Consider the following 23,678-nt stretch of genomic DNA (forward strand, 5'->3'; position numbering starts at 1 on the left):
CTACCCGCACAGGGCGGCGAGTACGGGCGCCATCGGCGCGACCGGCCACGGCCGCCGCCCGGGTTCGTGCGAAAGGTCCGCGGCCCGGTCGAACACGGTGGCCGCGAGCACGAGCTGCCGCCGCCCGTCCTCGGTGGTCAGCGCGACGCTGGAGTAGCCGGGCCCGCCGCCGGTACCGCCGATGGCGGCCACCGATGTCTCCCCGCCACACGGCAGCTCCACCCGCTCCAGGCCCAGCCCGTAGCCGTCGCCTACGGAGCCCAGCAACCGCCGCCGCTGCTCCGGTGCCAGCAACTCGCCGGTGAGCAGGGCGCGCTGGAACCGGGCCAGATCGTCCACAGTGGAAATCATCGTGCCCGCTGTCCAGTCGTAGGAGGGGCTGAACACAGTGAGGTCCGTGCCGGCGAGGTCGTAACCGTGCAGGTGTGGCCCGGCGATCCGCGGATCGTTGATCGGGAACGTGGTGCGGTGCAACCCGAGCGGCCGCAGGATCCGCTCGCGGATCTCGGTTACCACACTGCGCCCGGTGATCCGTTCGATGATCATCCCGGCCAGCAGGTAGTTGGTGTTGGAGTAGCCGGTCCGCTCGCCGGGGGCGAAGGCGGGACCGTGCGCGCCTGCCCTGCGCACCACCTCGCGTGGCGGGATCACGTGCGCGCGGTCCCCGCGCTCCAGGTACGGCGCGAAGAACTCCGGGGTGTCGGCGGGGTCGTACCCGCTGGTGTGGTCCAGCAGCCGCCGCGGCGTGATCAGCTCGGGCCGGTACCCATCGCCGCGCAGCACCCCCGGCAGCAACTCGGCCACGGTGTCTACAAGCGACAGTTCGCCCTCACCGACGAGTCGGAGCAGCACGGTAGCGGTGAACGCCTTGGTGTTCCTGGCGATCCGGAACCGGTGCCACCCGGTCGCCGGTTCCCCGGTGGCGGTGTCCGCCACACCGGCGCTGAGCCGCCGTTCCCGCGCGCCGTCCCTGGCATACGCCACCACCCCGGGAAACCCCGCCCGGACCAGCCCGTCGACCGACTCGCGCAGCGGATCCGCACGCTGGTCCGCCACGGCAGGCGTACTCGCACCGAGCAGTGCGGCGAGGGCGATGGCGGGGACGGCTCGGCGTGATCTCATACCCGCCAGCCTTCGCGGGCGGCTCCGCGGGAGCCATGCGGCCACCGGGTGAGTCCGGGGTGGGGGCGGCCCCATCCCGCGGTGCCGGTAAACCTGTGCACGTGACCTTGCACCTGGCGCGCGTAGCGCAGAGCATTGACGGCGTGTCCGATCTGCCTGTCGCGCAAATCCTCGTCTGGGGGTTCAACGCGCTGCTGGTCGCCGCCGTGGTGTTCCTGCTGGTCCGCAGCCGCAAGCCGCGGGGAGTGATCGAGGACGCTGTGCTGGAAGCCGTCTACCTGCTCTCCCGAGCCACCCCTGACCTGCGCGAAGGCCTCGACCAGGTGGCCGCGGACCGGATCACCAGCAGGCTGCTCGAGCTGCTCAAATGCGTCGCGGTGGGGATCACCGACCGGGAGGGCACGCTGCTGTCCTGGGACGGTGAGGCCAACGACCACTACGTCGACCTGGTCGACGCCATCGGGGTGACCATCCGCAGGCACCGCCGCGAGGTGGTCGCGCACGACAAGATGCCGTGCAACCACCGGGGCACCTGCCGGATGCGGACCGCGGTGATCGTCCCGTTGATCGTGGAGGACCGGACCGAGTCGGCGCTGATCGTGGTGGGCCGGACCAAGGGCAAGCGGCTGGTGCAGATGGCCGACGCGGTCGCCCAGTTCGTCTGCACCCAGTTCGAGGCCGCGAAGCTGGAGGAGACCAAGCACCAGCTCCAGCAGGCCGAGATCAAGGCGCTGCGCGCGCAGATCTCCCCGCACTTCGTCTACAACGCGCTGAACACGATCTCCTCGCTGATCCGGACGGACCCGGAGGAGGCCCGCGAGATGCTGCAGGAGTTCGCGGACTTCACCCGGTACTGCTTCCGTACCGAGGGCATGTTCACCACGCTGTCCGACGAGCTACGCAACATCGATCGGTACCTGACCATCGAGGGCGCGCGCTACGGCGAGCGGCTGAACGTGCGGCTGAAGATCGCACCCGAGGTGCTCTCCGTGGTGGTGCCCTTCCTGCTGATCCAGCCGCTGGTGGAGAACGCCGTGCAGCACGGGCTGGCGAACAAGCCGGGCGGCGGCACGGTCACCGTCACCGCGCAGGACCACGGCGCCGAGGCGATGATCAGCGTGGAGGACGACGGCGTCGGCATGGATCACGCGCTGCTGGACGGGATGCGGGACTCGCGCAGCAGCGCGCATATCGGCCTGACCGGGATCAACCGGCGGATGCGCCAGGTGTTCGGCACCGAGTACGCGCTGATGGTGGAGACCGCGCCCGGCGCGGGCATGAAGGTCACCATGCGGGTGCCCAAGTTCGCCCCCGGGGTGCGGCCGACCCTGCACAACTTCTCCTCGTCCTCCGCGCAGGCGGACGTCCCGGCGCAGGAGGAGCGCGGTGACCGGGCGGAAGGCGGCAGGCCGGGGGTGCACCCGCGGGGCAGGACCGCGCCGAACGGCACCGCTCGCCCCCGGTGACTCCGGGTGGACCACACGTAGGGTGGGAAGATGAGCGTGCCAGACAAGCTGATTTCCCGTATTCCGAAGATCGGCGAGCAGCGTGATCGCGGCGAGGTAGTGGCCGTGCTCAAGCTGAACGGGGTGATCACCCCGCATCCCTCACCGCTGGCCAGGGGAGCGATCAATCTCTCCGCCCTGGAATCGGCGCTGACCAGGGCGTTCGAGCACGACAAGCTGCGTGCCGTCGCCCTGCAGGTCAACTCGCCCGGTGGCGCGCCCACCCAGTCGGGGCTGGTCGCCGAGCGGATCCGGCAGCTCGCGGAGAAGAAGAACGTGCCGGTGCTTGCCTTCGCCGAGGACGTGGCGGCCTCCGGCGGTTACTGGCTGGCCTGCGCCGCCGACGAGATCTACGCGCACCGCACCTCGCTGGTCGGCTCGATCGGGGTGGTCAGCGGCGGGTTCGGCTTCCCCGGCCTGCTCGAGCGGTTCGGCATCGAGCGCAGGCTGCACACGGCGGGGGAGAACAAGGCAAGGCTGGACCCGTTCAGCCCGGAGCGGGACGAGGACCTGGAATGGCTGCACAAGCTACAGACCCAGCTACACGAGCAGTTCGTGGACTGGGTTCGGCAGCGTCGCGGCGACCGGCTGTCGGCGGCGGAGGACCTGTTCACCGGGGATGTCTGGCTGGGCAGTAAGGCGGCCGAGCTCGGGCTGGTGGACGAGGTCGGCAACCTGCGCGAAGTGCTGGCGCGACGTTATCCTGACGCGGCGATCGTTGTCGCCGAGCCGAAGAAGCCCCTGCTGGCGCGGCTCGGGCTCGGGGCGCCCGCGGCCGGGCTGGTCGACGCCGTCGAGCACCGGTTGCTGTGGTCGCGGTTCGGGGTATGACCCGAACGGAGCAAGGAAACTGGCCCGCTTCCGGTGTGGACATCGGGAGCGACAAACGGCAGGATAACTGTCACTGTGAGTGCTCAGGAAGACACCCGAAGGCTGCTCGTCCTCGCAGTGGACGACGAGCCGCACGGACTCGACAACCTGGTCCACTGCCTGCAGTCGAACCCGCATGTGGACCGGGTCTTCACCGCGGTCGACGCTTCGGAGGCACTGCGCGTGCTCGGTTCCGAGGACGAGCAGGTCCGGATGCGGCGGGACCGCGGCCTGCCACCGATCGACGCCGTGTTCGCGGACCTGAACATGCCGGGCCTGTCCGGGATGGAGATGTCCCGGGTGTTCGCCTCGCTGAACGCGGCCCCCGTGCTGGTGTTCGTCACCGGTCACGCGGAGGAGGCGGTGAACGCCTTCGAGCTCGGTGCGGTGGACTACGTGCTCAAGCCGTGCCGGCAGGACCGGTTGGACAAGGCCGTGCTGCGGGTGCTGGAGAAGATGCAGACCGCGCCCGCCCCCGAGCTGGAGCGGGGGGAGCAGTCGGTCAAGACCGACGACGAGGTGATCCCGGTCGAGCTGGCCGGTACCACCAAGTTGATCCCCCGGTCCTCGGTACGCTGGGTGGAGGCGCAGGGCGACTACGCCCGGCTGTACACCACCGAGGGCAGTCACCTGGTCCGTATCCCGCTCGCGCAACTGGAGGAACGCTGGGGAAAGGCCGGTTTCGTCCGGATCCACCGTTCCTTCCTGGTCGCGCTCCCGTTGATCACCGAGCTCCGCATGGGACAGGGCGGCTACCAGGTGGTCATCGGCAACGAGGAGAAGGTGCTGCCGGTCAGCAGGCGCCACACTCGGGAGCTCAAGGACAGGCTGGTCGGCGCCCCGCGTAACGGGTAGGCCGCGATGCCCGAGGACGACTTCTACGCGCGTACGGACGGCGTTCGGCAGCCGGATCCCACGCTGGGCAGGAGCGTCCGACGCAGGGCGGGCGGGGCCGAGGTGGAGCCGGTACCCCCGGAGTCGAACCCCGACCAGAGCCAGGGCGCGCACCGCGCGGGTAAGCAGCCCGCGCACGCGGCCGAACCGGAGCAGCAGAAGGTCCGGCGCAAGCGGGTCGTGCTCGCCGATCCCCGCCAGGAGTCGCACACCCTGCGCGCCAGGGTGGAGCTCGAGGAGCAGACGAGCTGGGGCGAGCTGCTGATCAAGGATCTGATGAAGGCGCAGTTGCGCACCGGGCTGCTGCTCGCCCTGCTGGTGCTGCTGGTGCTCGGCGCGATGCCGCTGGTCTTCTACCTGGTACCCACCCTTTCCGGCATCTCGGTGATCGGTGTCCCGCTGCCGTGGCTGCTGCTCGGGATCGCGCCGTTCCCGCTGCTGTTCGGGGTCGGCCTGTGGTACAACCGCCTGGCCGAGCGGCACGAACGAGACTTCGTCGACATGATCGAGAGCTAACCACCGAGCCATACCCCCGTTCTGTGTCTGACCGAATGAATCGGGTTATTCAGATGCCGTGTTCCCTCACCAACAGAGCCCACAGCACCGACCGCTCGCACGGGCCTGGCGGCCCGCGGTCGCTGGGTCGGTTCTGAATAACCCTCTCGGGGTGCGAGGATCCATCCGTGCAGTCGAATCCGTGGGCACTGGCCGGTGTGGTGCTGGTTGCCGCGCTGACCTTCTATCTAGGACACCGCTCGTCCCGGTTCGCGCACAGCACGCACGACTTCCTGGTCGCCCGGCGCACGGTACGGTCCCGGCGCAATGCCGCGGCGATCTCCGGGGAGTATCTCTCCGCGGCCTCGTTCCTCGGGGTCGCGGGCATCGTGCTCAAGGACGGCGCCGACGCGCTGTGGTTCCCGATCGGGTTCACCGCGGGCTACCTCGCGCTGATGCTGTTCGTCGCCGCCCCGCTGCGCCGCTCCGGTGCCTACACCCTGCCGGACTTCCTCGAGGCCAGGCTCGGCTCCACCCAGCTGCGCAAGTTCTCTACCGCCTTTGTGGCCTTCATCGGCATCCTCTACATGGTCCCGCAGTTGCAGGGCGCCGGGCTGGCCCTCACCTCGATCATGCCCGCCCCGGCCTGGGTCGGGGCGGTCGCGGTGACCTTCGTCGTCGCGTTCAACGTGATCGCCGGTGGGATGCGCGCGATCACCATCGTGCAGGCCTTCCAGTACTGGCTGAAGCTGTTCGCCATCGCCGCGCCCACCTTCGTGCTGTGCGTGGTGTTCTTCAGCGGGGCGGCGGGTGGCACGGCGGGCTCGCTCGGGTCGGTCTCCCCACCGATGTTCGAGCAGGAGACCTCGGTGTCCATCGAGACCGATGTACTGCTGGAGGTCGGTGAGCCCACCCCGCTGCGGGTGTCCCATCAGGACGATGCCGAGGTGGTGTGGATCCCCGGTACCGAGTACCAGGTCGAGGAAGGCGCCACATTGATCTTCCCTGCCGGGGCCTCCGTCCCGGTGGTCAGCGGGGCACCGGCGCGGAACTCCACCTGGTTGCAGGCGGGTTCCGGTGGGGCCGAGGGACTGCTCGGTACGTACTCGCTGATCTTCGCGACCTTCCTGGGCACCATGGGGCTGCCACACGTGCTGGTGCGCTTCTACACCAACCCGGACGGCAAGGCGGCCCGGCGCACCACCGTGCACGTGCTGCTGCTGCTCGGGTTGTTCTACCTGTTCCCGGTCATGCTCGGCGCACTGTCCCGAATGTACGTCCCCGAACTGCTGGTCACCGGCAAGACGGACGCCGCGGTGCTCCTGCTGCCCTCGGCCATGCTGCCCGGGATCGCCGGGCAGATCATCGGCGCGGTGACCGCGGCCGGTGCCTTCGCCGCCTTCCTCTCCACCTCATCCGGCCTGCTGGTCAGCGTGGCCGGGGTGCTGTCCACCGACGTGTTGCCCGGCCGGGTGCGGGATTTCAGGGTGGCCACGGCGCTGGTCGCGCTGGTGCCGATGCTGCTGGCGGTGCTCCTGCGCACGGAGGATCTCTCGCTGAGTATCGGGATGTCCTTCGCGCTGGCCGCCTCCACCTTCTGCCCGCTGCTGGTGCTGGGCATCTGGTGGCGCAGGCTCACCTGGGTCGGGGCGACCGCCGGGATGGCCGTCGGCGGCTTCCTGGTGCTGACGGCGCTGGTGTCCAATATCGTCAGCCGCTACACCGGGGAATGGGCGCCATGGTTCGTGGAGCAGCCGGCGCTGATCACCGTTCCCGCCGCGTTCCTCAGTACCATTGTGATCAGCCTGGGAACCCGCGACCGCACCCCGGACGATTTGAACGCGGTAATGCTGCGGCTGCACGCCCCTGATCCGCTCGGTTTCATGCGGGACCGCGCCGTGGCCCGGTTCGGCCGCGCCGAGGAGAAGGCGCGAATGGGTCGCGGACGTCACCGGAAATAACTCGGGTAGTCAACTTTCCGGGGATTGCGCACGAGGGGACGCGCACTCTCGGTCACTCGTATCACTCGAACAGATTAAGTGCGAGTTGGGCTGAAGCGGGCATCATCAGGCGTGGCGGTAGAGCACGGTTGCCAAGGAGGGGTCAGGTGGCACAGCCCGAGCACGAGAGCGGTACCCGGCCGGAGTCGGACTGGACGAGGGTGCAGGAAAGTGCTGATTTCAGGCGGTTGCGTAAACGGTTGCGAAGCTTTGTTTTTCCGATGACGGGTTTCTTTTTGGTGTGGTATTTGTTGTATGTGTTGCTTGCGGATTACGCGCCGGGTTTCATGTCGAGGCCGGTGTGGGGGAATATCAATATCGGGTTGATTTTCGGGTTGTTGCAGTTCGTGTCCACGTTCGTGATCACGGGGTTGTACGTGTGGTACGCCAACCGCCGGCTGGACCCGATCGCGGACCGGCTCCGCGGTGAGATCGAGGGGGATGCCCGATGAGTGTGCTGGCGCAGGGTGTGCAGGGCGGTAACCCGGCCCTGAACATCAGCATTTTCGCGGTGTTCGTGGTGGTGACCCTGGTGGTGGTGTTCCGGGCCTCCCGCAACACCCGCACCGCCTCGGACTACTACGCCGCCGGCCGCAGCTTCACCGGCCCGCAGAACGGCACCGCCATCGCCGGGGACTACCTCTCCGCAGCCTCCTTCCTCGGCATCACCGGCGCCATCGCCCTGACCGGCTACGACGGGTTCCTCTACTCCATCGGGTTCCTGGTGGCCTGGCTGGTGGCGCTGCTGCTGGTGGCCGAACTCATGCGCAACACCGGCAAGTTCACCATGGGCGACGTGCTGGCCTTCCGCATGCGGCAACGCCCCGTCCGCGCCGCCGCGGCCACCTCCACCCTCGCCGTGTCCTTCTTCTACCTGCTGGCCCAGATGGCCGGCGCCGGCATCCTGGTCTCCCTCCTGCTGGGCATCTCCGGAGAAACAGGCCAATCCCTCGTGATCGCCGTCGTCGGCATCATCATGATCATCTACGTGCTGGTCGGCGGCATGAAAGGCACCACCTGGGTCCAGATCATCAAAGCCGCCCTCCTCATCACCGGCGCCGCCCTCATGACCTTCTGGGTCCTGAGCCGCTACGACCTCAACCTCTCCACCCTGCTCGGCGCCGCCGTCGACCGCGCCGGCACCGACGGCGCCAGCCTCCTGGGCCCCGGCGCCAAATACGGCGCCACCGACACCAGCAAAATCGACTTCCTCTCCCTCGCCCTCGCCCTCGTCCTCGGCACCGCCGGCCTCCCCCACGTCCTCATGCGCTTCTACACCGTCCCCACCGCCCGCGACGCCCGCCGCTCCGTAGTCTGGGCCATCACCTGGATCGGCCTGTTCTACCTCTTCAGCCTCATCCTCGGCTACGGCGCCGCCGCCCTCGTCGGCCCCGACACCATCGCCGCCGCCCCCGGCGGCGCCAACGCCGCCGCCCCCCTCCTCGCCCTCGAACTCGGCGGCCCCCTCCTCCTGGGCTTCATCGCCGCCGTCGCCTTCGCCACCATCCTCGCCGTCGTCGCCGGCCTCACCATCACCGCCTCCGCCAGCTTCGCCCACGACGTCTACGCAAACGTCATCAAAAAAGGCCACGTCGACTCCAAACACACCGAAGTCCGCGTCGCCCGCATCACCGCCCTCGTCATCGGCACCCTCGCCATCCTCGGCGGCATCGGCGCCAAAAACCAAAACGTCGCCTTCCTCGTCGCCCTCGCCTTCGCCGTCGCCGCCTCCGCCAACCTCCCCACCATCCTCTACAGCCTCTTCTGGAAACGCTTCAACACCACCGGCGCCCTCGCCAGCATCTACGGCGGCCTCACCACCAGCATCCTGCTCATCCTCTTCTCCCCCGCCGTCACCGGCACCCCCACCTCCATGATCACCACCATCGACATCGCCTGGTTCCCCCTCTCCAACCCCGGCCTCATCTCCATCCCCACCTCCTTCCTCCTCGGCTGGGCCGCCACCCTCCTCTCCCACGAACAACACAACCACCCCAAACACGCCGAAATGGAAGTCCGCTCCCTCACCGGAGCCCACGCCGAAAAAGCAACACAGCACTAGAACGTCCGGGCCCGGTGGTGCGGGCACTCACACGCGTCCAACGGCGAGCCATGCGACGATGGGAGCGTGGTGAACTTTGCCGACGTACCGACCGCGTCCGTCGCCGACCTGCCCACGGACGGGTGCACGCTGCTCGACGTGCGCGAGCACGACGAGTGGTCGGCCGGCCACGCGCCGGGGGCCGTGCACATCCCGCTCGGCGACCTGCCCGCACGGGTGGACGAGCTCGCCCGCTTCCCGGACGACCGGCCGGTCTATGTGGTCTGCCGTACCGGTGGCCGCTCCGCGCAGGCGGCCGCCTGGTTGAACGCGTCCGGTTGGGACGCGGTGAACGTGGCCGGCGGCATGAAGTCCTGGCACACCGAGGGGCGCCCGCTGGTGGGCGAGCACGAGGGCGCCGCTCCCGAGGTGCTGTAACCGCCATGTACCCCGGCCAGCCACCGCAGCGACCCAGGGTGCGCTGGGTCGCCAGCGTGCCACCCGGGGTAGTGCCGCGCCGCCGCGCTGTCCCGGCGGGGCCGTACACCGGACCGCCCGCGTACCCCGCGGTGCCGCGCTGGGGCTTCCCGAACCTCACCTGGCGGGCACCCACCGCCGTGCCGGGTACGCCGTCGGGCGTACCGCACCCGCTGCAGCGGCTGCGGTTGCTGGCCAGGAACGCGACCACGGTGCTGTGGACCGTCGCAGGGCTGGCGCTGATCACCGCGGGCGCGGAGGTCTGGCGGTATGTGCTGCTGCTGATCAGCAGGGACGTGGCCTTGAGCGCCGAGGTGGTCGGTACCTCCGACGCCCTCGTGCTCGCCGGTTCCCTGCTGACCTTCGTGATGGCGCTGTTCGCGATCGCCGCCGCGGCCTGGTGGCTGTTCGTGGCGCGGGCGGCCGCCGCGGAGGAGGTGGGCGAGGACCCGCCCCGCCCGGCGTGGCAGGTGGTGCTGGGCACCCTGGTGCCAGGGCCGAACCTGGCGCTGGCCGGCCCGATCGTGGCCGAACTGGAGCATGCCGTGCTGCGCAGGCCGGCAACCATGCGCCCCCGCCCCTCGCGGCTGGTGCTGTGCTGGTGGGCCGCGCTCGTGGCCAACGGCCTGCTGCTGGCGATCACCGTGGCCTGGCGATTCCGGGATGGCGTGCAGGCGCAGGCCGACGGCGTGGTGCTGAACGCGCTGCTGGATCTCGCCGCCGCGACGCTCGCCGTGCTGACCGCGTTCCTGGTGCGCAGGCTCACCCTGCTGCTCGCCCCGATCGAGGAGTCGGTGACCGGATCGCGCCCGTGGCGGGTGCTGAAGGTGACCGGCGCCCCCGACCCGGAGCGGCCCGAACGCCCCGCGACCGCCACCCGCTGATCCCCAGCTCACCCGGCGTGTTTGCGCCCCACGCGCGCGTGTTTGCTCCCGACGCGCGTGAGTTTGCCGCCCACGCGCGTGAGTTTGCCGTTCCCGTACGCGAGATGGCCGCTCAGGTGGTCACCGGGAAGGTGCGCAGCCCGCGGATGACGAACTCCGGGCGCCGCCGCGGGGTGCCCGCCGGCCGCAGCGTGGGCAGCCGCCGGACCAGTGCCCCCAGCGCCGCGGCGATCTCCACCCTGGCCAGCGGGGCGCCGACGCAGTAGTGGATGCCGCCGCCGAAACCCAGGTGCGGGTTCGGGGTGCGGGTGATGTCCAGTACGTGCGGCTCGGTGAACGCGGCGGGGTCGTGTGCGGCCGCACCGAGCAACGCGGCGATCTTCTCGCCCTCGGCCACCCGGTAGCCTGCGATCTCCACCTCCGTGGTGGCGGTCCGCTCGAACAGCTGCAGCGGCGAGTCGAACCGGATCAGCTCCTCGACGGCCGTGCCGGCCAGCGTGGGGTCGGCGACCAGCCGGTCCCACTGGCGGCGGTGCCGCAGCAGGGCGTGCACCCCGTTGCCGAGCACGTTCACCGTCGCCTCGTGTCCCGCCATCAGCAGGAGTACCGCGGTGGCCACCACCTCGTCCGAGGTCAGCTCGGCGGCCACCAGGTGGCTGATCAGGTCCGACCCCGGGTTCGTCGCCCGGTGCGCGGCGAGCTCCCGCAGGTAGCCAGCGAACTCCGTGGCCGCCCGCTCGGCGGCGTCCCGCCGGGCCTGGGGAACGCCGTACTCGTACATCTTCACGATCGCGCTCGACCAGGGCACCAGCCGCCGCCGGTCGGCGGGAGGAATGTCCAGCAACTCGGCGATCACCTCGACCGGCAGCGGGGCCGCGAGATGGTCGAGCAGGTCGGCGGAGCCGTCCTCGGCGATCCGCGCGGCCAGCCGCTCCACCATGCCGGCCGCGAGTTCCTCGACCCGCGGGCGCAGCCGCTCGACATGCCCGCGCTGGAACGCCCCGGACACCAGCCTGCGCAGGCGGGTGTGCGCGGGAGGTTCGCTCTCCAGCAGGGAGTTGCGATGCAGCAGGTTGAACGAGGCGAACCGCTCGGCAGGCCGCGCGTCGGTCCAGATCCGGCCCAGCCCGCGGTGCCGCAGTACCGCCGAGGCGGCGGCGTGGGAGACCGTCACCGCCAGGCCGAGGCCGGCGTGCCAGTGCACCTCGCCCTCCCGCCGCAAGGCGGAGAAGCTGGGATACGGATCGGCGAGAAACGCCGGGTCACCAGGATCGAACACCCGACAACCATAGAATCGGCCGGGTTTCAGGGGAAGGAGCCCGTGATGCCCGCACCCGCCGGACCTCGCGCCGGCCGGGGTTGGGTAGCGTCTGCCGGACCAGGAACGAGGAGGCGATATGGGTAAGGGCGCCCGCAAAAAGGGGCCGAAGGCCGACCGCAAGCAGAAGAAGGTGCGCGACGTCTTCGTGGCGCAGCCGTTCGAGGGTCTTGCCGCGGAGCCCGAGCTGATCGCGCTGCGCGAGTTCGTGCCGTCCGCGACCGCCCGTCTGTCCCTTATCGACAGTCCGGATAGGACTGTCACGATGGGGACCGTGCTGCCGATGGCCGCGGCCGCGTTCGTCCGCAACGACGGCGAGGTCTTCGTCGGTATGCAGGTGCAGACCCGTTCCTCGGACATCAGCAGGGACCTCGGTCGCTCGCTGCGCTGGGCGCTGCGGGCGGAGACCGGCGACGTGCTCAGCGCACCGGACACCACCGGCGAACCGGCCGATGGTGAGCGGCTGCAGGACCTCCTGGTCGCCGGCGCGCAGCTGGAGGTCGAGCTGCACCAGGACTTCTCCTGGTGGCTGCCGGAGGACACCGAGGCAACCGGGGACGTCGCGCTGTCCCTCGAGCGGGCCAACGCGGCGATCATGCCGACCGAACGGCTCGGGAACGGGCTGTACTGGGTGGACGCCGGGGACAAGGCGCACCTGCGCTGGGTGCGGCCGGAACCGGAGGGCCGGCTGCTGCAGGCGCTGGCCCGGCTGTCCGCGAACGGCGAGATCGGGCTCGGCGAGGGTACCCGCTACGCAGGGTCGTTCCGCGCGCACGGCCTGCTGGTGCCGGTGTGGGACCTCGACGCCGAGGCGCACGCGCGGGAGTGGGCCGAGCCAGCCGAGCAGCTCGGCTCCCGGCTGGACGCGGCGCTGGCCTCGTTGGAGGACGAGCCGCTGAACGCCACCGAGCGGCGCGCCAGGGACGGGCTGCTCGGCAGGCAGCTCACTCTGCGATGATCCTGCACATCTGCCCGGCCGCCGACTGGGCCGCGGTGCCGCCCGGCGGCGAGTACCGGGCGGCCTCGCTGGACGAGGTCGGCTTCATCCACTGCTCCGACCGGGGGACCGTGCACCTGCCTGCGAACCGGCTGTTCGCCGGGCGCACCGACCTGGTGGTGCTCGAGGTCGACCCGCACGGGTTGCCGGTGCGCTGGGAGCCGGGCGACCCGCCCGCGCCGGGCGATCCCTGGTTCCCGCACGTCTACGGCCCGATCCCGCGGGCCGCGGTGCGCGCCGTGCACGAGTTCCCGCCGGGACCGGACGGCCGGTTCCGCCCGCCCGAAGCCGTCACCCGCTGGGCGGTCTGAGTCCGCTTGCGGTAACACCGCAGGTAGATTCTCGACCGAGAAGGGCAGAGAGGGGAACGGTGGTGCCTGGCGAGTTCACGGACTTCGGCGAGTTCGTGGAAGCCAGCCTGCCCGGACTGCTGCGGTACGGCCATGCGCTGACCGGCAATCCGCACGACGCCGCCGACCTGGTGCAGACCGTGCTGGAAAAGATCGGTTCCCGCTGGACACACGTCCAGCGCAAGACCGGTGACCCGCTCGCCTACATCCGGCGCTCCATGGCCAACGCGCATATCAGCAGGTGGCGCCGGGTGCGCAAGGAGAACCTGGTCGCGGAGCTGCCCGAGTCGCAGTCGTTCACCCCGGCCGACCCGTTCGAGCACGAACCGTTGTGGCAGGCATTACGCACCCTCCCGCCGAGGCAACGTGCGGTCATCGTGCTGCGTTACTACGAAGAACTGTCCGAGGCGGAGATCGCGGAGTCCCTCGGTGTCAGCCAGGGCACCGTGAAGAGCCAGGCAAGTAAGGCGATTGCCTCGTTGCGCACGAAGCTGCAGGCCGAGGAAGAGCCACCGGCCGCTGGGGATACAGCGCGCAAGGGGAGGGAAAGTGAGTTCGACTGACGAGGAGCTCGACGAGGAGCTACGCAGGCTGTTCGCCGATGAGCGGCTCGGCCTGCGGCCACGCGCGGATGCCGAGCAAGCGATCCTCGCGGGCGCGCGGCGCGTGCGCCGGCGCCGGGTACTGCTGACCAGCGGCGGCGGCACTCTCGCCGTGGCGCTGCTGGCCACGGGCACCCTGCTGCTCGGTGGCGAGTCCCCGACCCGCAACGCCGCCGCCCCCGCCACCACGGACGAGTCCACCAGCCTCGCGATCGAGGAGCCGGCGCCCCCGCCCGCGCCCACCGTGACCTCGACCGCCGCGCGCACGTCCGAGGAAACCACCGGTGGGCAGCGCTCCCGCAGCTCGTCACCGCCCGCGGAGACGCCCCCGGCCGCGACCGGAGCCTCCCCACGATTCGAGGGCTCGACGGTTGCCGGCACCGTGCTCGGCCCGGACGGCTACGGCGTGTTCAAGCTCGGCATGTCCACCGGCGAGGCGGAGGCCACCGGCCGGCTGGGCGAGAGCGTGCGGGCGGAGGCCGAGGGCTGCACGCTGTACGGCTTCACCGATGAGGGCCGCGCGGCCTCGCGGCTACGCATCTCGGCGAGCAGCGGCCTGGTCGGGCTGTACCCCGGGGGTCCGGTGCGGACCCCGGAGGGGATCGGCGAAGGATCCACCCTGGCCGAGGTGCGGGACACCTATCCCGCGCTGTCCGGGGACCAGGGCAGCTACTCGGCGCCCGCCGGGGAGGGCGCGGTCTACCGGATCGGCGTGGACCCGGACAAGCGGGTGGTGTCCCGTCTCGCGCTGGAGGCACAGCCGCAGCCCTGTGCCGGGCGCTCCTGACTCACGCTCCCGGCACAGGGCTTCGGGGTTCGGGGTTCGGGCAGAGCTACAGGGCGCCGCCCGCGACCGGCGGCATGGTCGGGTCGTCCCCGTCGTCGCCCACCGACTCGCGGTTCAGGAACTGCTCGACCTCGAACAGGTTGCCGTTCGCGCGCTTGAGCACGTTCAGCAGCGTGGACATCTGGGCGATCTCCTCGACCTGTTCCTTGAGGAACCACTGCATGAACTGCTCGCCCTGGTAGTCGTCCTCGGAGCGGGCGGCCTTGGCCAGCGTCTTGATATCCGCGGCGACCTCCTTCTCCTGAGCCAGCGCGAGCTCGAGCAGTTCGACGGCGTTGGAGAAGTCGTTGCGGACTTCGCCGGTCCCCGGAATCTCCACGTGGTGGTCGGTGTCCATCATGTACTGCACCAGCGCGAGTGCGTGGTTACGTTCCTCAATGGACTGCTTGTAGAAGTGCTTGGCGAGCCGCGGCAGGTCCTCGTTGTCGAACCACACCGCGAGTGCGACGTACTGCTGGGACGCGTTGAACTCGTTGTGCACCTGCCCCTGCAGGAGCTCGTAGAACTTCGAACGCGGTTGCTTCTTGGTGACGGCCATACCGAAAAGATACGCCATACCCGCACCGGATTTCCACTTTCAGGTAGTGATGTGAACCCCATTCGTGTAGTATTTATAAGCCAAGGTAAAACTAATTTCGCTTAGCCTTGCCTACTTGGGAAACGCATTAATTAGGAAAGGCTAACTTCTCGGGGAGCGGCGCCCTGGCGATCGGGCAGGACATGCAGCGGGGACCGCCCCGGCCGGAGCCGAGCTCGGACCCGGCGATCCGCAGTACCTCGATCCCGGCTTGCTCCAGCCGGGCGTTCGTCTCGATGTTGCGCTCGTAGCCCACGACCACACCGGGAGCGACGGCGAGGGTGTTGTTGCCGTCGTCCCACTGCTCCCGCTCGGCGGTGACCGGGTCGAGCCCGGTGTCGATCACCCGCAGGCGGTCGATGCCCATCGCCTCGGCCGCGGCGGTGAGGAACGGTCGGGGGCCGTCCACCCGCAGGGCCTCCTTGCCGCCGTCCGCCTCGTCCGGGCGCAGCGTGTAGGCCACCAGTGACTCCCTGGCCAGCGGGTACATCACCACCGCGTCGGCACCGACCATGGTGCACACGGTGTCCAGGTGCATGGTCGCCCTGGCCTGCGCGATCGGCACGGCCAGCACGGTGTGCGCGATGTCGTCGGCGAAGGCCGACCTGGCCAGCGCCTCCGCGCCCGCGGCCGAGGTGCGCTCGCCGACGCCGACGGCCAGCACGCCGGGGGCGAGCAGCAGGATGTCGCCGCCCTCGATGGGGGCGGAGTGGGCGCCGTAGGCGCGCACCGTGCCGAGGAACCGTGGGTGGTAGGCGTAGACGAGGTCCAGCAACGCGGTCTCCCGGTTGCGGGCGGGCATGGCCAGCGAGGAGATCGCTACCCTGTCCGCGATCCACGCCGAGGAGTCCCTGGTGAACAGCAGGTTCGGCAGCGGGTCCACGGCGAAGTCGTAGGGGTGGTTCATCTTCCGCACCAGCGAGGTGCCCTCCGCGGCCGGCAGCTCCTCGAAGGTCATGCCCGCCATCAGCACCTCGGCCAGCACGCCCGCCGGTACGCCGGACAGGTGCGAGCGCAGCGAGTCGGCGAGGTCGCCGCCCAGTCGCCTGCCGTCCACCGCCGCGTGCACCCCGGCCGCATGTGCCCGCGGGTCCTCCAGGGTGGCGCGCAGCAGCTCGGACAGCAGCAGTACCTCCACGCCGTGCCCGCGCAGCACCTCGGCGAACGCGTCGTGTTCCTCCTGGGCGCGGCCCACCCACGGGATGGAGTCGAAGAGCAGCTGGTCGTTGTTGCGCGGGGTCAGCCGTTTGAGCTCGGCGCCCGGCCGGTGCAGCAGCACCGAACGCAGGGGGCCGACCTCGCTGTCCACTCGGGGGGAGTTCGCTTGGTTCACGCCTGCGAGCGTAATGAGTACCGCGGTCGGCCGGGGAGCCGTGAAACCCGACGGTAAGCCGCCGGAACCGCATGAACCCGCGCCCCCGACGTGCGATTCGTTGCGCACCTCGTCCTCCCGGGGCCCTGAACGCGCCGTTCAGGGCAGCCAGGTGACCCGGTCGCGCAGGAACGCGTAGCCGACGAAGGCGACCACGTCGAGCAGGGTGTGCGCGACGATCAGTGGCCACAGCCGGTTGGTGCGTTGCCACACTCTGCCGAATACCAGCCCCATTATCAGGTTGCCGACAAATCCACCGATGCCTTGATAGAGGTGATACGAACCGCGCAGGACGGCGGCGATCAGCAACGCCGAATTCTCCCCGCTGCCGAGCTGGCGCAGCCGGGTCAGCAAGTAACCCACGACGAGCATTTCCTCGGCGAAGGAGTTCCCGAATGCCGCCAGTGTCAGCGTGATCGGTCGCCACCATGTCTCGTCCAAAGTAGACGGCTGTACCGCGAGGTTGAGGCCGAGTTGCCAGCCGACGAGGTACAGTGCCAGGCCGGGAAGGCCGATCAGCGCGGTCAGGCCGACGCCAAGGCGGAGATCGCGGCCCGGACGCCGGCGATCGAGCCCGACCTCGGCCAGCCGCATGCCGCCGCGCACCAGCAGGTACGCCCCCAGCGCGCCCCAGCCGAGCAGTTGCACGACGCTGAGCAACTGCTTGAGCAGATCGATCAGATCCATCGTGGCCTGTGGCGCGTTGATCGCCACCCGCTGCTCGCCCAGCGGTTCCGGACGTAACAATGCGTCCACAAGTGACAGCAGGCTGCGTACCCCGGACAGGCCGAGGGTGATCGCGAAAACGATGATCAGTTCGATGATCAGGACCCGCCGCCGGGCCGGGTCGTCGATTGGCTCGGGGGTGGCGGGCCGCTGCGGGGCGAGCCAGGCGGACAGGCGATGACGCACGATGGCAAGCTACCTCAGTCGAAGTATCACCTGGTCAGAGGCTTCGGTGCGACATCGGCAGGGGTGGTTTGCGATAGTGGCTGATCGAAACGTTACCTATCGGGTCTACAGTCTTACGGACGCACAAGGAGGCCAGGCGACACGCCAAGGCGCGTAATGTCCGGTTGCGTAGCTCACTGCGGGGTGTCAGTCAGCGGCGCCGGGCGGGTCGCGGCCCGCCGTGGAGCCCTGGGGTGTCTGGCCGAATACCCGGCTCATCGGGCCCGGTGAGCCGCAAACAGGGAGGACCGCCTCGTGGCGACAACATCGGATACTGGGGCCCCGGTGCCATCCAGTCCGAAGAAAAAATGGACGGACACGATCGCGCCGAGGGTATTTTGGCCCGCAGCGAGCATCATCACTGCGTTCGTGCTGTTCACAGTGCTCTTTCCGACCACCATGGGCGATGCCTTCGACGCCATCCAGGGCACGATCGTCGGTACCTTCAGCTGGTACTACCTGCTCATCGTGTCCGGCTTCGTGGTCTTCGCGATCTGGATCGGTATCGGGCACTTCGGTGACATCAAGCTGGCTCCCAAGGACGAGGAGCCGGAGTTCAAGCTCAAGTCGTGGTTCGCGATGCTGTTCGCGGCCGGCATGGGTATCGGCCTGGTGTTCTGGGGCGTGGCCGAGCCGCTGAACCATTACGCCGGGATCCCGAACAGGGCCTCCGGAATCGGGGCCATGGACGAGCAGGGTGCGCAGGACTCGATCGTCCAGACCTTCCTGCACTGGGGCCTGCACCCGTGGGCGATCTACGTCGTGGTCGGCGTGGCGATCGCCTACGCCATCCACCGCAAGCAGCGGCCGGTCTCCATCCGCTGGGCGCTGGAGCCACTGCTGGGCAACCGGGTCAAGGGCTGGATCGGCGACGTCATCGACATCGCGGCCATCGTCGGCACGCTGTTCGGCGTGGCTACCTCGCTGGGGCTCGGCGTGTCGCAGATCGCGTCCGGCCTCGACTTCATGGGGCTGGTCAGCAACCCGGGCAACTGGACCAAGATCATCCTGATCGGCGCCATCACCACCCTGGCGATCGTGTCGGTGGTCACCGGGCTGAAGAAGGGCATCAAGATCCTTTCGAACACCAACATGGGCCTCGCCGCGCTCCTGTTGCTGTTCGTGCTCGTCACCGGCCCGACGCTGTTCCTCTTCCGCGAGCTGGTGCAGTCCATCGGGGACTACTTCCAGAACATGTTCCAGCTCAGCTTCAACGCCACCGCGCTGCAGGGCGAGGACGGCACCGAGTGGCAGGGCTGGTGGACCGCCTTCTACTGGGGCTGGTGGATTTCCTGGGCGCCCTTCGTCGGCGTGTTCATCGCGCGGATCTCCCGTGGCCGCACGGTGCGCGAGTTCGTCGCCGGGGTGCTGATCGTGCCCACCGTGGTCACCTTCCTGTGGTTCACCGTCTTCGGCGGCACCGCGCTGCACCGGCAGCTGTTCGGTGAGGGTGGTCTGGTCGGCGGAGACGGGTCGGTGGACACCGAGGGGTCGCTGTTCGGCATGCTCGACGGGCTGCCCGGTGGCTCCGTTGTGGTGGCCGGTGCGGTCATCCTGATCGCCCTGTTCTTCGTCACCTCCTCGGACTCCGGTTCGCTGGTGGTGGACATGCTCGCCTCCGGCGGCGACCCGGAGCCGCCGCGCTGGAGCCGGGTGTTCTGGGCAACGGCGGAGGGGCTGGTGGCGATCGCGCTGCTGCTGGCCGGCGGGCTGCAGGCGCTGAAGATCGCGGCGATCGTGATCGCCCTACCGTTCAGCGTGGTGATGCTCGGTATGTGCGTGTCGATCTGGCGAGATTTCAGTGCAGAACGGCGAACACAGGTCCGCATCCAACGCAGGCTGCAACGGGACGAACTCACCGAGCATGTCTCGCAGAGCCTGATCGACGAAGGGTTGGTCGAGCCGAACGGCGACGAGTCGAGCGGCGACGAGACGAGCGGCGACGAGTCGAAGAACCCGTCCACCGCGGGCGGTAAGACCTAGCAGCCGTCCCGAGAACGGCGAAAACGGGCCCCGGGTGCCGCGACACCGGGGCCCGTTTTCCTTTCCGGTTGGTTCTACAGTGGATGGGGCGTGGCCGGTCAGCCGTGCCCGCCCGGCTTTCCGGCCGTGGCGAGGAACGGGCAGCCGGCCAGCTTGCGCAGCTCCATGGCCAGCTGTGGCGGTGTCTCGACCGGTTTGCTGAAGGCCAGTCGCACGTCGTGGTCGCCGACCTCGGCCTCGACCCGGAGCCGGAAGCCGAACCGGTCCAAGCCGAGCGGCCGGATGCGACCGTGCCGCAGTTCCGCAGGCAGGTGCCGGGCCAGTTGCTCGACCACGTCGGTATGCGTGCTCTCCAGATGCCGCAGCCACCCTGCCTCGTAGTCGAGGAAGGGATCCGGGGCCGCGGCGCTGAACACGTGCGGGCGCAGCGAGTGCGTGCCGTCCGCGTCGGCCAGCACCAGCGAGGCCGGGGTGAGTCGGAGCACGCTGAGTCCGTACCCGACATCGAGCAGCCGGGAGTCCGGCCGGGTGTCGGCGATGGAAACCGCCCGCGCCCGCGCGGCGCGCTCGTCCAGCCTGCGCAGCCACCCGGTGATCCAGAGCAGGCCGCGCACCGGCTCCCGCAGCTCGACCGGGGCGAGGTCGGTGAGCTCGAACATCACCCCGAGCTCACCGCCGGAAGCCCGCATGGTGGCGTGCACCAGCGGGTGCTCGTCCGGCAGCAGGACGCTCACGCTGCCGCTGGCATGGACGTGCCGTAGTACCGGTACCACCCGCTGGTCGGCGGGGGCGGCGCGCTCGGCGGACGGCATCAGGGTCGCCGGGCCGCTACCGCGGGCGGCGATCGTCTTTGCCCGCTCGGCCGGTTGCGGGACCGGCGGGCGACGGATCTGGGTATCGGTCACCACTCACCTCCACTTAGGTGAGCCTAACCTAGTCGCTCGACCCTGGAAAGCGCCATCCCCCACCTCGCTTACCGCAGTAGGGTCGGCAGATGACCTCCTGGGCTCAACTCGTCCCGTTCGGCGGAGTCGTGCTGCTCGGCGCCATCTCGCCGGGGCCGGACTTCGCCGTGGTCCTGCGGCACTCGGCCCTCTCCGGCCGGCGCGCGGGCACCGCGACGGCGCTGGGCATCACGGCGGGCATCCTGGTCTGGTCGGTGGTGGCCGCGTTCGGGGTCGCCGGGTTGCTCGCCGCCTCCGCCGCCGCGTTCACCGTGGTGAAGCTCGCCGGTGCGGCCTACCTGGTCTTCCTGGGGGCGAAGGCGTTGCTCGCCGCCCGCCGTGGCGGCGGGAGCCTGCCGTGGCAGCCCGTGCCGGACGCCATCGGCGCGGGCAGGGCCTTCCGGCAGGGTCTGCTGTGCAACGTGCTGAACCCCAAGTGCGCGGTGTTCTTCGTGGCACTGCTGCCGCAGTTCCTGCCGGCCGCCCCCACCCTCGCCGACACCGCGCTGCTGTCCGCGATCCCGGTCCTGTGCACCGCGCTGTGGTTCCTGGTGGTCGCCAACGTGGTCGGCGCGATGCGCAGGTTGTTCAGCACATCCCGGGTGCGCAGGACGCTGGACGCGGTGACCGGCGCCCTGCTGGTCGCGCTCGGCCTGCGGCTCGCGCTGCAGGCCCGCCCGTAGGGGCAGGCGCTCAGGAACCGGGGCCGCGGCCGGACCAGGTCCAGGCGTAGCCGGGATCCTCGGCGGCCTCGGCCGCCTCGCCGAGGTCCAGCGGCGCGAAGGTGTCCACCATCACCGCTGTCTCGTCGAAGAACTCCGCGCCGATGGACGCCTCCGCGGCCCCGGGCTGCGGCCCGTGGGTGAAGCCGGAGGGATGCAGGGACAGTGACCCGATGCCGATCCCGGAACCCTTGCGCGCCTCGTAGTTGCCGCGCACGTAGAACATCAGCTCGTCGGAGTCGACGTTGGCGTGGTTGTACGGCACCGGGATCGAGTCCGGGTGGTAGTCGACCTTGCGCGGGCAGAAGGAGCAGACCACGAAGTTCGGACCCTCGAAGGTCTGGTGCACGGGCGGCGGCTGGTGGATCCGCCCGGTGATCGGTTCGAAATCGTCGATATTGAAGACCCACGGGTACAGGCAGCCGTCCCAGCCGACCACGTCGAAGGGGTGGTTGGCGTAGGTGTAGCGGGTCAGCCCCGCCCGGTGCCGGACCAGCACCTGCACATCGGTGCCCTCGGCCAGCAACGGCTCGGTCGGCCCGCGCAGGTCGCGCTCGCAGTACGGCGAGTGCTCGAGGAACTGGCCGCGGGCCGAAAGGTAGCGCTTCGGCGGCCCGATGTGCCCGCGCGCCTCCAGGATCAGCATCCGCAGCTCGCCCCGCGGCCGCACCCGGTAGGTGCACGAGGTCGGGATGACCAGGTAGTCGCCCTCCGCCACGTCCAGTGCGCCGTAGACGGTCTCCACGGTGCCCGCGCCGCCCTGCACGTAGCACAGCTCGTCGCCGGCCGCGTTGCGGTACAGCGGGCTGTCCGCGGTGGCGGCGGCGAAGCAGATGGTCACGTCCGCGTTGCCGAACAGCCGCCTGCGGTCGGTCACCGCGTCGGCCGCCGCACCGAACTTCAGGTCCTGGGTGCGGAAGCTGCGTGGCTTGAGCGGGTGGTTGGGCAGCAGCGGTCCGCGCTCGTCCGGCACGGCCACGGCGTCCACGATCGCGGTGGGCAGGTTGCGGTGGTAGAGCAACGACGAGTCCGCGGAGAAGCCCTCGACGCCCATCAACTCCTCGGCGTACAGGCTGCCCTGTGGCGAGCGGAACTGCGTGTGCCGTTTCGGTGGGGTCTCGCCGACCCGGCGATAGAACGGCATCGCTGTCTCCCTCGGAGCGTTCGTTAGACGGACAGATTTGTTCTCATGTCGTACGCTACTAGCGTGTCAGTCGTGTCAAGCGCTGTGGAACTCACGCCTCCAGGCCCTCGTGGAATCCCGCCCCTGCTCACGCGGCTCGTCGACGACTCGGCGCTCTTCCCGCCCAGCGACTCGGCGATGCCCGAGGCGGTGCAGGCTCACCTCGATATCCGGGCCGGCGAGCACGCCGGCATGCTCGGGGTGTTCCTCTGCCAGGCGTCCCGGCTGCCGGAGCTGATCACCGAGTTGATCAAGGTTCGGCCGGAGCAGCCGTTGCCCCTGTCGTTGATCATCGACACCGGACTGGGCGGGGTGCCGAAAGCGATCTCGATCGTGGAGTCCCGCGCCGAGCTGCTGTCCTTGCGGATGGTCGAGATGCCGGCTCCCTCGGATGTGGACGAGGTGTGGCTGGAACGGGTCTCGGAGTTCGTGCCGGAGGACGTGGTCCGGGTGGTCGAGCCACGTCGCGGCGTGGGCTGGCTGGACGGCGTGCGCAAGGTCATCGAGCACGGAAGCTGGCCGAAGATCCGGTGTGGCGGGTTGTCCAGCGAGAACTTCCCGAGTGTCGACGAGGTGGCCGACTTCCTTTCCGTGGTCAGCAGCTTCTCCGGATCCTCGTTCAAGGCCACGAACAGCCTGAACCGCGCCGTGCGGTACACCGACCCGGAGACAGGGTTCACCCATCACGGCTTCCTGAACCTGCTGGTCGCGGCCGCGCGCTGCCTTTCGGGGCGGGACGTCCGGGAGGCACTGGCGATGACCGATGGCGAGGCGCTCGCCCACGAGGCGCTGGAGCTGTCCGAGCAGGCGGCCCGCGCGGTGCGCTCGCTGTTCGCCTGCTACGCCTCGCCGAGCCTCGACGATCCGGTCGCCGACGTGAAGGGACTCGGACTGCTGTGAGCAGGGAGAGCTCGCTGACCCTGGAACGCGGGCTCGCGTTACTGCAAGCGGTGGCCGATGCCGGTGGTGACGCGGCCACCATCTCCGAGCTCGCGGTGACGATCGGGGCGAGCAGGGCCGCGGTGTACCGGCTGCTGGTCCCGCTGTCCGAGCGCGGGCTGGTCTGGCGGGACGGGAGCAAGGTGCGGCTCGGCGTCGGCCTGCTGCGGCTGTCCGGGCAGGTGCTGCCCCAGCTGCGGCAGGCCGCCGCGCCGGTGCTGCGCGAGCTGGCCGAGAAGTCCGGGGCCACCACGCACCTCTCGGTGGCCGAGGGGGAGTTCGCCCAGGCGGTCGCGGTGGTGGAGCCTTCCTGGACGAACTTCCATGTGGCCTACCGGGTGGGTAACAGGCATCCGGTGTCCCAGGGCGCGGCGGGTAAGGCGATGACCCTGCGCCCCGGGGGCAAGGAGTGGGTCGCCACCACCGGCGAGCTGCAGGCGGGCGCCTCCGGCGTCGCGGCCCCGATACGCGGGGTACCGGGGCTGCGCGCCAGTGTCGGAGTGGTGTCCATGGAGCCACTCACCGCGCGCACGGTGGGCCCGCAGGTGGTCGCGGCCGCCGGGGCACTGGCCGAGGTGCTGACCCCTGCCCCGGTACGAAGCTGA

General features: G+C 69.8%; 24 protein-coding genes. 17 read left to right on the forward strand and 7 right to left on the reverse strand.

Features of this window, described 5'->3' with window-relative positions; genetic code table 11:
• Window positions 1–1,122: a serine hydrolase domain-containing protein gene (locus FB471_RS18960; RefSeq protein ID WP_141999780.1), complete on the reverse strand. Its 1,122-nt coding sequence runs from the start codon at window positions 1,120–1,122 to the stop codon at window positions 1–3.
• A gap of 134 nt (window positions 1,123–1,256) precedes the next feature.
• On the opposite strand from FB471_RS18960, the gene FB471_RS18965 reads away from it, so the two are divergent.
• The 9 genes from FB471_RS18965 (at window position 1,257) to FB471_RS19005 (ending at window position 10,288) form a co-directional block, all read left to right on the forward strand.
• Window positions 1,257–2,588 (forward strand): sensor histidine kinase, encoded by a 1,332-nt coding sequence (locus tag FB471_RS18965; protein ID WP_142002133.1) that lies wholly within the window; start codon window positions 1,257–1,259, stop codon window positions 2,586–2,588.
• Between the two features lie 30 nt (window positions 2,589–2,618).
• Complete coding sequence (locus tag FB471_RS18970; protein ID WP_141999781.1) at window positions 2,619–3,458, forward strand: S49 family peptidase; 840 nt, start codon at window positions 2,619–2,621, stop codon at window positions 3,456–3,458.
• Window positions 3,459–3,521: 63 nt separating this feature from the next.
• Window positions 3,522–4,352, forward strand: a complete 831-nt coding sequence (locus FB471_RS18975) for a LytR/AlgR family response regulator transcription factor (RefSeq protein ID WP_142002135.1) — start codon at window positions 3,522–3,524, stop codon at window positions 4,350–4,352.
• A 6-nt stretch (window positions 4,353–4,358) separates the two neighbouring features.
• Window positions 4,359–4,907, forward strand: a complete 549-nt coding sequence (locus tag FB471_RS18980; RefSeq protein WP_141999782.1) for a hypothetical protein — start codon at window positions 4,359–4,361, stop codon at window positions 4,905–4,907.
• A 167-nt stretch (window positions 4,908–5,074) separates the two neighbouring features.
• A complete protein-coding gene (locus tag FB471_RS18985; RefSeq protein WP_170220861.1) occupies window positions 5,075–6,847 on the forward strand; it encodes a sodium/solute symporter in 1,773 nt (590 codons plus the stop codon).
• Window positions 6,848–6,993: 146 nt separating this feature from the next.
• Window positions 6,994–7,338 carry a DUF485 domain-containing protein gene (locus tag FB471_RS18990; RefSeq protein WP_141999783.1) on the forward strand — a complete coding sequence of 115 codons (345 nt, stop codon included), beginning with the start codon at window positions 6,994–6,996 and terminating at the stop codon, window positions 7,336–7,338.
• Window positions 7,335–8,948: a solute symporter family protein gene (locus FB471_RS18995; RefSeq protein ID WP_141995745.1), complete on the forward strand. Its 1,614-nt coding sequence runs from the start codon at window positions 7,335–7,337 to the stop codon at window positions 8,946–8,948. The genes FB471_RS18990 and FB471_RS18995 overlap by 4 nt, the downstream gene beginning before the upstream one ends.
• A gap of 66 nt (window positions 8,949–9,014) precedes the next feature.
• Window positions 9,015–9,365, forward strand: a complete 351-nt coding sequence (locus FB471_RS19000) for a rhodanese-like domain-containing protein (RefSeq protein WP_170220862.1) — start codon at window positions 9,015–9,017, stop codon at window positions 9,363–9,365.
• A 5-nt stretch (window positions 9,366–9,370) separates the two neighbouring features.
• Window positions 9,371–10,288, forward strand: coding sequence for a DUF4328 domain-containing protein (locus tag FB471_RS19005; RefSeq protein ID WP_211358065.1), 918 nt, complete (start codon window positions 9,371–9,373; stop codon window positions 10,286–10,288).
• Between the two features lie 112 nt (window positions 10,289–10,400).
• Here the strand turns inward: FB471_RS19005 and FB471_RS19010 are convergent, their stop codons facing one another.
• Window positions 10,401–11,567 (reverse strand): cytochrome P450, encoded by a 1,167-nt coding sequence (locus tag FB471_RS19010; protein WP_141999784.1) that lies wholly within the window; start codon window positions 11,565–11,567, stop codon window positions 10,401–10,403.
• Between the two features lie 118 nt (window positions 11,568–11,685).
• Between FB471_RS19010 and FB471_RS19015 the strand changes: the two genes are divergently transcribed.
• The 4 genes from FB471_RS19015 (at window position 11,686) to FB471_RS34185 (ending at window position 14,342) form a co-directional block, all read left to right on the forward strand.
• The gene (locus tag FB471_RS19015) at window positions 11,686–12,564 is read left to right on the forward strand and encodes a DUF5926 family protein (protein ID WP_141999785.1); all 879 of its coding nucleotides are present in this window, start codon (window positions 11,686–11,688) and stop codon (window positions 12,562–12,564) included.
• Complete coding sequence (locus FB471_RS19020; RefSeq protein WP_141999786.1) at window positions 12,561–12,914, forward strand: DUF952 domain-containing protein; 354 nt, start codon at window positions 12,561–12,563, stop codon at window positions 12,912–12,914. The genes FB471_RS19015 and FB471_RS19020 overlap by 4 nt, the downstream gene beginning before the upstream one ends.
• A gap of 62 nt (window positions 12,915–12,976) precedes the next feature.
• Window positions 12,977–13,516: a SigE family RNA polymerase sigma factor gene (locus FB471_RS19025; protein ID WP_141999787.1), complete on the forward strand. Its 540-nt coding sequence runs from the start codon at window positions 12,977–12,979 to the stop codon at window positions 13,514–13,516.
• The gene (locus FB471_RS34185; RefSeq protein WP_170220863.1) at window positions 13,503–14,342 is read left to right on the forward strand and encodes a hypothetical protein; all 840 of its coding nucleotides are present in this window, start codon (window positions 13,503–13,505) and stop codon (window positions 14,340–14,342) included. The genes FB471_RS19025 and FB471_RS34185 overlap by 14 nt, the downstream gene beginning before the upstream one ends.
• A gap of 46 nt (window positions 14,343–14,388) precedes the next feature.
• On the opposite strand, the gene FB471_RS19040 is transcribed toward FB471_RS34185, so the two are convergent.
• The 3 genes from FB471_RS19040 to FB471_RS19050 form a co-directional block, all read right to left on the reverse strand.
• A complete protein-coding gene (locus FB471_RS19040; RefSeq protein WP_141999789.1) occupies window positions 14,389–14,940 on the reverse strand; it encodes a ferritin in 552 nt (183 codons plus the stop codon).
• A 127-nt stretch (window positions 14,941–15,067) separates the two neighbouring features.
• The gene (locus tag FB471_RS19045) at window positions 15,068–16,312 is read right to left on the reverse strand and encodes an arginine deiminase (RefSeq protein WP_141999790.1); all 1,245 of its coding nucleotides are present in this window, start codon (window positions 16,310–16,312) and stop codon (window positions 15,068–15,070) included.
• A 138-nt stretch (window positions 16,313–16,450) separates the two neighbouring features.
• Window positions 16,451–17,263 carry a CPBP family intramembrane glutamic endopeptidase gene (locus FB471_RS19050; protein ID WP_170220864.1) on the reverse strand — a complete coding sequence of 271 codons (813 nt, stop codon included), beginning with the start codon at window positions 17,261–17,263 and terminating at the stop codon, window positions 16,451–16,453.
• 294 nt (window positions 17,264–17,557) lie between these two features.
• On the opposite strand from FB471_RS19050, the gene FB471_RS19055 reads away from it, so the two are divergent.
• Window positions 17,558–19,285, forward strand: coding sequence for a BCCT family transporter (locus tag FB471_RS19055; RefSeq protein WP_141999791.1), 1,728 nt, complete (start codon window positions 17,558–17,560; stop codon window positions 19,283–19,285).
• A gap of 98 nt (window positions 19,286–19,383) precedes the next feature.
• On the opposite strand, the gene FB471_RS19060 is transcribed toward FB471_RS19055, so the two are convergent.
• Window positions 19,384–20,193 carry a DUF2470 domain-containing protein gene (locus FB471_RS19060; protein WP_170220865.1) on the reverse strand — a complete coding sequence of 270 codons (810 nt, stop codon included), beginning with the start codon at window positions 20,191–20,193 and terminating at the stop codon, window positions 19,384–19,386.
• 86 nt (window positions 20,194–20,279) lie between these two features.
• Here FB471_RS19060 and FB471_RS19065 point away from each other — a divergent pair, with 86 nt between their 5' ends.
• Window positions 20,280–20,912: a LysE family translocator gene (locus FB471_RS19065; protein WP_141999793.1), complete on the forward strand. Its 633-nt coding sequence runs from the start codon at window positions 20,280–20,282 to the stop codon at window positions 20,910–20,912.
• Between the two features lie 10 nt (window positions 20,913–20,922).
• Here the strand turns inward: FB471_RS19065 and FB471_RS19070 are convergent, their stop codons facing one another.
• Window positions 20,923–22,095 carry a homogentisate 1,2-dioxygenase gene (locus FB471_RS19070; RefSeq protein ID WP_141999794.1) on the reverse strand — a complete coding sequence of 391 codons (1,173 nt, stop codon included), beginning with the start codon at window positions 22,093–22,095 and terminating at the stop codon, window positions 20,923–20,925.
• 84 nt (window positions 22,096–22,179) lie between these two features.
• Between FB471_RS19070 and FB471_RS19075 the strand changes: the two genes are divergently transcribed.
• Both FB471_RS19075 and FB471_RS19080 read left to right on the forward strand, forming a co-directional pair.
• On the forward strand, window positions 22,180–23,034 hold the full coding sequence (locus FB471_RS19075; protein ID WP_142002145.1) for a hypothetical protein: 855 nt from the start codon (window positions 22,180–22,182) through the stop codon (window positions 23,032–23,034).
• Entirely contained in the window at window positions 23,031–23,678 is a 648-nt protein-coding gene (locus tag FB471_RS19080) for an IclR family transcriptional regulator (RefSeq protein ID WP_141999795.1), read from the forward strand. Before FB471_RS19075 ends, FB471_RS19080 begins: the two co-directional genes overlap by 4 nt.

It is taken from the genome of Amycolatopsis cihanbeyliensis (assembly GCF_006715045.1).
GTDB classification, from domain to species: Bacteria; Actinomycetota; Actinomycetes; order Mycobacteriales; family Pseudonocardiaceae; genus Amycolatopsis; species Amycolatopsis cihanbeyliensis.